The sequence below is a fragment of the Novosphingobium sp. genome, from assembly GCF_019748365.1.
Taxonomy (GTDB): domain Bacteria; phylum Pseudomonadota; class Alphaproteobacteria; order Sphingomonadales; family Sphingomonadaceae; genus Novosphingobium.
The window spans coordinates 1-6,871 of record NZ_JAIEPN010000032.1 but is presented as its reverse complement, the minus strand read 5'-3'; the positions used below and the strand labels follow the sequence as shown (position 1 = coordinate 6,871).

Below are 6,871 nucleotides of genomic sequence, written 5' to 3'. Positions count from 1 at the left end.
ATACTGGTTGGCGAGATCGACCAGAAGGATGCCGTTCTTCATCACAATCCCCATCAGTGCAATCATGCCGATCTGAGCAAACAGGCTCATTTCCTGCCCCCCTGCCCACATGAGAAAATAAGCGCCTGAAAATGAAAGCGGCGCAGTGAGCATGATGATGATTGGCTGCCCGAAGCTGTTAAACTGGCTTGCCAGCACGATGTACAGCGCCACGATTGCAAGTGCGAACGCGAAGACGATTGCCTCCCCCGTCTCGGCCAGTCTTCGCGCTGTGCCCTCGGTCCGGATCGAAAGTCCAGGCGGCGGCGGGTTGGACGCAAGGAGGTTCTCGACCTTCGTAACCGCGACGCTCAGCGCTACGCCGGGGGCTGTATTCGCCTGCACTGAAATCTGGCGCGATCGATCAATACGGTCGATCTCCGCGGCGCTTAATGCCACTTCGACATCGGCGATTGCTGCCAGATCGACCAGCGTGCCTTGTCCGGTTCTGAGTGGCAGTGCCTGAACATCCGAGAGGGTCTGCCGATTAATTTCGTCGAGGCGCACGCGGACATCATAACGCCGCCCGTCGGCTTCGAAGGTTCCCGCATCACTGCCTCCGACCAGCGTGCGAGAGGCTGCGGCAAGGCTTCGCGCGGATATGCCGAGGTCCGCTGCGCGGTCACGATCAAGCACAATCTGCAATTCGGGTCGGCCGCCCTCATAGGTCGAGCGGACGTCGACGAAATCGGGCCGGGAAGTGAGTTCACCTTGCAGCCATTGGGCATAATCGTTGATCGCCGCTGTATCACTTCCGGTGATGATAAGCTCGATCGCAGCTTGCCCGACACCTCCGCCCGAAACCCATGGAACCTCCGCCACAGATACCTCGCGCGCTCCGGCGACACCTTTACTGAGGGCGTCGCGCGCGAAGGTCATCAAATCATCTTGCGACAGATCTCGGGTTCGCTTGGGGGTCAGCCCGACATAGATATCGATTTCGTTGACCTTGGGATTGCTGCCGCTTCCCGCGCTTGCAAACACCAATTCGACTTCCGGATTTTCGCGCAAGACAATATCCGCTTGCTGTGCCGCGTCGCGCGCTCCGGCGATTCCCGTGCCAAGGGGTAGCTTGACCGTCGCGAGAAATTCTGACCGATCAGTGGAGGACATAAAGGTGCTCGGCACAAGCGCGGCAAAAAATCCGCCGACAAGAACGCTCGCCAAGGCGCCAGCAAGCACCACATACCGCCTGCCAATGGCCCAGCTGACGAGTCGTTCGTAGCGAAGGCGCATCCCGACATGAAATCGCTCTATGCGTCCCAGCCAGCCATCTTCCGGATGTTCCGGGCGCAGCAATCGGGCCGACAGGGCCGGGGTCAACGTAAAGGCAACCAGCATCGAGACGCTGACAGAAAACACGATTGCCAGTCCATATTGGAAGAAGAAACGGCCGACTATTCCCTCCATGAAGGCGATCGGAACGAAGACCGCCAGCGTAGCGAACGTGCCTGCCAGCACCGCCAGTGCGACGCGCTTGGTCGCAGCATGTGCCGCCTCGGTTGGATCAACACCGGCATCGACATCGTTCTGGATTGCCTCGACCACGACGATGGCATCATCCACCAACAGACCAATCGCCACAGTCAGCGCCAGCAAGGTGATCATGTTGATGGTGAAATCAAATGCGGCGAAAGCAACGAAGGTAGAAACGATCGAGGTCGGAATGGCGAGGAGAACGATGATCGTCGCGCGCCAGCTCAACAGGAACAGAAAGGTCACGGCGACTACCAGCAACACCGCGATGAAAAGATCGAACAGCACGTCGCCGATTGCCTGTTCGATGAAGCGCGATGTATCGCGGGCGATAACCAGGTCGACCCCATCCGGTGCGCTTGCGCTTATGTCCGCGATTGCCGCCCGGATCTGCTCGGCAACTGCAACGGTGTTTTCACCGCTCTGTTTGCGCACTTCGAGCACCACACCAGGCTTGCCATCGAGCTGCGCATAGCTGGTTTCATCTTCGACCGAATCTTCGACGCGGCCGACATCTCCGATACGGACGGTCTGGCCATTCGGGCGGTAGGCAATCGGAATCCTTGCGAATTCGGCTGCGCTCGCCGCTTCGGCGAGCGTGCGGATGCCGAATTGGCGTGTTCGCCCCTCCGTCACCAGTCTTCCGCCCGGAAGCTCTGCATTTTCACGCTGGATTGCCGAGAGGACGTCGTCTGCCGTGATGCTGCGCGCGCGCATCGCGGACGCATCCAGCCAGATGCGCATTTCGCGCTCGCGCCCGCCAACCAGCTCGACCGAGCCGACCCCGGGCACGCGCTGCAACCGCTCCTTCACCTCCTCGTCCGCAAAGGTGGTCAGATCGCGGATAGGCATATCGCCAGACAAGAGCACCGACAGGATAGGCGCAGCATCTGGATCGACTTTCTCGATCACCGGCGGCTCGGCGTCAGCGGGCAGATCAGCGCCAAGCCGTGACATCTTGTCACGGACTTCCTGCGCCATGAGGTCGGCGTCTTGCTCGAGCTCGAATTCGAGATTGACGATGCTCACCCCTTCGGCGCTGACAGAACGCATCTGTCGCAGGCCCGCGATGGTGTTGAGCTGCTCTTCGACGATATCGGTGACTTCGGTCTCGATCGTCCCAGGCGACGCCCCAGGCAGCGTGGTGGTCACCGACACGTAGGGAAATTCGACTTCGGGAAACAGATCGACTCCGAGACGGCCGAAGGAAACAAGGCCAAGCACGACGAGCGAGACAATCAGCATCGTCGCAAAGACTGGACGCCGGATCGAAACATCGGCCAGCCACATATTACTTCTCGTCGGTCGTGCGGCGCGGCTTCACCTGCTCGCCGTCGCGCAAGGTTGCCGGAGGATCGATGATCACTTCCTCGCCTGCGGTCAGGCCTGACCGGATCCGCACCCTGTCGAGGTCGATACTGTCGAACCTGACCTCGCGGCGCTGAGCCTTACCATCACGGATGATGAAAAGATGGGCGGCGGAGCTGTCGCCGAGAATGGCTGTTCGGGGCAGAATGATGGCTGGTTCGGGCGGGATCTGGATCTCGGCTCGCGCTGCAAGGCCGGAGCTTATCCGGTAGTTGGGATTGGCGATCGGCAGCCGCAATTCGATCATCCGGCTTTCAGGATCGACCCGGTCGTTGATGATGTAGACGATGCTATCGAACGGCGCGTCGAACCCTTCGATGAAAACGCGCGCTGGCATGTCTCGCCGCAGCATGTCGACATATTCCTGCGGCGCGTTGACAATCGCCGCGACGGTGCCGAGCTCCTGCAGTTGAAGAGCGGCCGACTGACCGCCTCCCGCGAAGCGATTGTTGAGATAGACCCCCTCATCAACGAGGCGCGCGGTTACGACGCCGTCATAAGGCGCGCGCGTAATCGTATCGCTCAGGGCCTGCTGCGTGGTGCCGAGTGCAGCAACAGCTTGCGCCTTTTGCGCGCGCGCAACGGCAAGCTGAGTCTCAACCGCATCGACCTGCGCTTTCGAAACGAAACCCTTCGGCGCAAGAGCTATCACGCGTTCATAGCGCCGTTCGGCTTCAATCGCTTGAGCGGTCGCAAGATCAACCGCAGCTTGTGCCTCAGCCACGTTCCGCTGATAGTCGGCTTGTCTGATGCGAAAGAGCGGCTGTCCGCGTGACACCCTGTCACCGACTTTCACAAAGATCCGTTCGACCGGGCCTTCGGTGAGCGCTCCGATTGCACTGCTTTGTTTGGCTGCGATAGTTCCGAACGCCTTCACCGGTTCGTTGAGCAATTCGGTCCGGGCGATCGAGGTCTGAACCTCACGCGGGCCTTGCGGTGCTTCTTTTGCAGTCTGGTCCTCAGCCTCGCCGCCTGAACAGGCAGGCAGCAACAAAGCGACGGCTATCAATGCAGGCACAGAAAGGCGCACTAGCATATGTAGGCGCCTCTGCCGCTCGCCAAAAGTTTGTCGTCAGGCCCAAAAATGCGGGCTTCGGCGACACTGATCTGGCGTCCGGTTTTGACAACCTGTCCACGCGCAATGAGCGGACCAGCGGTCGCGGGCCGATGATAATCGACCCTGAGGTCGGCCGTGGCCGTAGCCCGAGTGCCCAGCATAACCAAAGCGTAAAGGCCGGTTAGATCGATCAGCGCTGCCAGCACGCCGCCATGTGCCGCGCCAACCCCGGGGTTGGAGACAATTTCATCGCGCCAGGGCATCGTGAGCTCAAGCCCGTGTTCCGAGCAGGATTGGATTTTCAGGCCGAGCCATTGATGGAAGGGCGCAATGTCGAGCATGTCTTGCAAGCCCGCCCGGTCAAGCACCATTGGCTGTTCGCTCATTGCCCCGATCCTGTGGGATTATGGTGGCGATTCAGAAAGCCGAGGATCGCATTCGAAAATGCATCATTGGAATCGCCCACGACCATATGCGTGGCGTCTGCGATGTCGGTATACTCCGCATGGGGGGCGACCTGCTGCAGGTGTGCAACCGCTTCTTCGGAAACAAGGTCGCTCGCCGCGCCGCGAATGAGATGGAGCGGAAGTGTCAAGCTGGCCGCCGCCCTGCTGAGCTCCTGAAACTGAAGCTCCTGATTATCGGGATTGCTCCGTTTGGCAGCCATGATGTTGCGGATGAACGCTGGATCCCAATGCCAGTAAAAGCGGCCATCATCCTTTTGCCGGAGATAATGGCGCAGGCCTGCGCCAGCGCCGCGCTTGCTGCGGTGTGGCATGTAGCGTGCGATAACCCCCGCCGCTTCATCAGGTGAGGCAAAGCCGGTTTCGACATGCTGCTCCATGAACCCGACGACCCGCATCACGCCGTCAGGCTCCATGCGGGGCGCGATATCCACCAGTGTCAGCGATGCAAAGCTGCCGTGGGCGAGCTCTCCCTCAGCAAGCAACCCCGCCAGTCCACCAAGCGATGCACCGACCAATGCGGGCTTGCGGTCCATACCGGATGCGAGCGCGACAAGATCGGCCGCGAAGTCACGTATTTCATACGCCCCGGCATCGGACCACGCGCTGTCACCGTGGCCGCGCATGTCAAAAGCAATTGCGCAATACCCGGCGTCAGCAAGATCGGTCGTGACCCGCTTCCATGCTCTCCGGGTCTGCCCACCTCCATGAGCAAGCAAGACCGGCATTGCGTCAGGCGCGCCGGTGATCTCGGCTGCGAGGTCGAAGCCGTCGGCGCCCTTGATGCTGGCTGTTACGATGTCCATAGCATTTTGCTATACTGTAAGGTGCCTTACAGTAAATATCTTTATTTTCGTATCGGGAAAGCTATGACCGGATCATGGTAACGCACTCGGATCAGGCTGCCGATGAAGCTGAGACGAATTTTCTGACCGACACCGATCGGCTCGTCTTCCTGATGGAAGGGGTGACGCGGCGGCTGCGACGCACATTCGATACCTCCTTCGAACAATTCGGACTCACCCGAACTCAGTGGCGCGCTTTGGCATATCTTTATCGAACGCCTGGCATGACGCAGACCGAACTTGCCCGGGAGCTTGAGCTGGAACGAGCAAGCGTTGGCCAGGCCATTGACAGGCTTGAAGAACTTTCGCTCGTTGAGCGACGTAGCGCAGTGAACGATAGGCGCGTTTGGCACATCCAACTTATGCCTGCTGCGGTTGAGTTATTACCGAAGCTTAGGACCGAGGCCGACGCGGTCTACGGGCGCCTGCTTGCCGGGACGGACATTGATGAGCTGGGCCGGTTAAGTGCGATGTTGGCCGCGATGCAGGACAATTTGGGTCGCAATTAGACGCGCTGGATTCTCGATGTCTCCACTGACGGTTCCGACACCGGACGTTCAGCTTCCCACCCACTTGTTGCCGGTTCGGCGATCTCAGCTTTTCACCACAAGCGGCCATCGGAGCTTGCCCGACGGCCGCCATGATGGTCAGATTTCGATACGCTCAGCGAGGACCAGTGCATCCTCCACGTCGACACCGAGATAGCGGACAGTGTTCTCGATCTTGGAATGCCCCAGAAGAATCTGGACCGCACGTAGATTTCCCGTTGTCCGGTAGATCATGGCCGCCTTGGTGCGCCGCATGGAATGGGTGCCGTAGTCTTCCCGCCGCAACCCGACAGCGGTTACCCATTCATCGACAAGCCGAGCGTATTGCCGCGTGCTCATTGGTTGGCCGGAATGGATCCTGCTTGGGAACACGAAATCATCGAGGCTTCCTCCCCGCCGCAGCAGCCATGTCGCCAGGCTCGAGCGGGCGTCCGCGGTGATTTCAAATTGCACGGGTCGCCCGGTCTTCCGCTGAATAATCATGGCGCGGTCGCGGACCTCTGATCCGGCCACGAGGTCGCCGCTTTTGAGCTTCACCAGATCGCAACCCCGCAGTTTGCTGTCGATCGCCAGGTCGAACAGCGCACGGTCGCGGAGCCGCTCCTCGCGATCAAGGAAGAACCGGATCGCCAAAATCTGTTTCTGGGTCAGTGGCCGCTTTGTGCCGACGGTTCTGCCGGCATTCCACACAACGCGGTTCTGCATGGCGGGGTCGAAGTGAGAATAGTTCATCATCTTTCTCCATGGCCTTGATTGGTCAGGTAGAAAGAACGGGAAACAAATGTGACTTTGCCTTTGATCGGGCCGAAGGATTGGGACCCTGCGATCTAGCGGGACAGAATTGGCCTATGTCGGTCCGAAACCATAACCTCTTGGCCAGTAAGCGCATTGTCAGTCAGGCGGGACATCCGATGGAGGAAGTTCCAACGTGACTGCGATCATCGGCGACCCAATTGAGTCCTGCTATGCAGGCTCGCGCACGCGCTCGATAGAAATCCTCTCCGATCCGCCTTTGGCTTGCGCAAGATCATAGGCGGACTGCATCCGCAGCATGGTGGCGGCAGAAACACCAAA

General features: G+C 59.7%; 6 protein-coding genes. 1 reads left to right on the top strand and 5 read right to left on the bottom strand.

The window, feature by feature from the left end; translation table 11 throughout:
* From K5Q19_RS04520 to K5Q19_RS04505, 4 genes are all read right to left on the bottom strand, one after another.
* A partial coding sequence (locus K5Q19_RS04520) for an efflux RND transporter permease subunit (protein WP_292941644.1) occupies nt 1-2,805 on the bottom strand: 2,805 nt, incomplete at its 3' end.
* Between the two features lies 1 nt (nt 2,806).
* Entirely contained in the window at nt 2,807-3,919 is a 1,113-nt protein-coding gene (locus K5Q19_RS04515) for an efflux RND transporter periplasmic adaptor subunit (RefSeq protein WP_292941642.1), read from the bottom strand.
* Entirely contained in the window at nt 3,913-4,326 is a 414-nt protein-coding gene (locus K5Q19_RS04510; protein ID WP_292941640.1) for a hotdog fold thioesterase, read from the bottom strand. Before K5Q19_RS04510 ends, K5Q19_RS04515 begins: the two co-directional genes overlap by 7 nt.
* A complete protein-coding gene (locus K5Q19_RS04505) occupies nt 4,323-5,210 on the bottom strand; it encodes an alpha/beta hydrolase (RefSeq protein ID WP_292941638.1) in 888 nt (295 codons plus the stop codon). Before K5Q19_RS04505 ends, K5Q19_RS04510 begins: the two co-directional genes overlap by 4 nt.
* Nucleotides 5,211-5,284: 74 nt before the next feature.
* Between K5Q19_RS04505 and K5Q19_RS04500 the strand changes: the two genes are divergently transcribed.
* Nucleotides 5,285-5,758 carry a MarR family transcriptional regulator gene (locus tag K5Q19_RS04500; protein WP_292941636.1) on the top strand — a complete coding sequence of 158 codons (474 nt, stop codon included), beginning with the start codon at nt 5,285-5,287 and terminating at the stop codon, nt 5,756-5,758.
* A 138-nt stretch (nt 5,759-5,896) separates the two neighbouring features.
* Here K5Q19_RS04500 and K5Q19_RS04495 read toward each other — a convergent pair whose 3' ends face one another.
* Nucleotides 5,897-6,529, bottom strand: coding sequence for a tyrosine-type recombinase/integrase (locus tag K5Q19_RS04495; protein WP_292941634.1), 633 nt, complete (start codon nt 6,527-6,529; stop codon nt 5,897-5,899).
* Between the last annotated feature and the right edge of the window lie 342 nt (nt 6,530-6,871).

Excerpts from the sequence above, each read along its gene's own strand:
- K5Q19_RS04515 (WP_292941642.1), bottom strand. The coding sequence starts at position 3,919 with ATGCTAGTGCGCCTTTCTGTGCCTGCATTGATAGCCGTCGCTTTGTTG.
- K5Q19_RS04510 (WP_292941640.1), bottom strand. The coding sequence starts at position 4,326 with ATGAGCGAACAGCCAATGGTGCTTGACCGGGCGGGCTTGCAAGACATG.
- K5Q19_RS04505 (WP_292941638.1), bottom strand. The coding sequence starts at position 5,210 with ATGGACATCGTAACAGCCAGCATCAAGGGCGCCGACGGCTTCGACCTC.
- K5Q19_RS04500 (WP_292941636.1), top strand. The coding sequence starts at position 5,285 with ATGGTAACGCACTCGGATCAGGCTGCCGATGAAGCTGAGACGAATTTT.
- K5Q19_RS04495 (WP_292941634.1), bottom strand. The coding sequence starts at position 6,529 with ATGAACTATTCTCACTTCGACCCCGCCATGCAGAACCGCGTTGTGTGG.